Source organism: Shigella sp. FC1567 (genome assembly GCF_001743015.1).
Taxonomy (GTDB): domain Bacteria; phylum Pseudomonadota; class Gammaproteobacteria; order Enterobacterales; family Enterobacteriaceae; genus Escherichia; species Escherichia coli.
This window is the reverse complement of the sequence record NZ_MIIV01000280.1, coordinates 1-1,279: the sequence shown is the minus strand read 5'-3', so window position 1 is coordinate 1,279 and position 1,279 is coordinate 1. Positions and strand designations below refer to the sequence as shown.

The window sequence follows — 1,279 nt, the reverse complement described above, 5'->3', positions numbered from 1 at the left end:
ACGCCGTCTGCGTTTCTCCGGCCCTAAGACATCAATCATCTGTACTCCAATGACTAGTCTAAAAACTAGTATTAAGACTATCACTTATTTAAGTGATACTGGTTGTCTGGAGATTCAGGGGGCCAGTCTAGGCAGGTGGCTTTGAAACAAATGCCAGCACTTCGCTTTTCTCGTCTGCACTGAGCATTTCCAGCGCCGTCAGCGCACTGATGCCGCCTACTTCACGGCTGAGGTCGCGCTCGCCAAGACCAATCGCGTGAGTAATTCCCTCCCCTGCCTGCGCAATCTGCGAACACAGTTCCTGAATCCCGGTACCGGAAGCGCCAATGACGCCAATGTTGCCTTCCGGCATCACGTTAGCAAAAGCCAGCGGCGTGCCGGCAATCATCGACGTACCGCAGTCCGGCCCCATCACCAGCAAGCCTTTTTCTCGCGCGCGGGTTTTAAGTTGGATTTCATCTTCCAGCGTGACGTTATCGGAGAACATCATCACGTTGAGGTTGCGCTCCAGCGCCTGATTCGCCAGCTCCGCCGCATACTCGCCAGCCACTGAAATCAGCGCCAGATTGGCATCGGATAATTTCTGACAGGCACTGTCCCAGCGACGCACCTGCGTCAAGGACTGGCTGCTGCCTGCCCCCTGCGCCAGTTGTTTTAGCGCCTCTTCAAGCTGCTGCATAATCGCCTGCGCGATCCCCGCATCCGCCGCTTCGCTACGAATTGCCACGCAAATATCGTTCGGCGTGGCGTTATTAAAATCGTCATGCCAGAAACCTGTGGTATCTAATAACGCTTTATTGGCGGGCGTACCCATCATTACGGAAACATCATCAACATTTTCTGATTCGCTGAGTTTTCGTGAAATAATCATTAAACTGACCGAATCCTGAAAACACCCTTTTTTAATAAAGGCGTGGATCATAACAACTCCGGTAATGACTCCAACTTACTGATAGTGTTTTATGTTCAGATAATGCCCGATGACCTTGTCATGCAGTTCCACCGATTTTGAGAACGACAGTGACTTCCGTCCCAGCCTTGCCAGATGTTGTCTCAGATTCAGATTATGTCGCTCAATGCGCTGAGTGTAACGCTTGCTGATAACGTGCAGCTTTCCCTTCAGGCGTGATTCATACAGCGGCCAGCCATCCGTCATCCATACCACGACCTCAAAGGCCGACAGCAGGCTCAGAAGACGCTCCAGTGTGGCCAGAGTGCGTTCACCGAAGACGTGCGCCACAACCGTCCTCCGTATCCTGTCATACGCGTAAAACAGCCA

General features: G+C 52.2%; 2 pseudogenes. Both read right to left on the bottom strand.

Annotated features, from left to right (window positions below):
- Nucleotides 1-130: 130 nt before the first annotated feature.
- Nucleotides 131-922 (bottom strand): annotated as a pseudogene (gene fdrA / locus BHE85_RS15730) (acyl-CoA synthetase FdrA); the annotation flags it as partial.
- Nucleotides 923-946: 24 nt separating this feature from the next.
- A pseudogene (locus BHE85_RS15725) lies at nucleotides 947-1,279 on the bottom strand (IS1-like element IS1X2 family transposase); the annotation flags it as partial.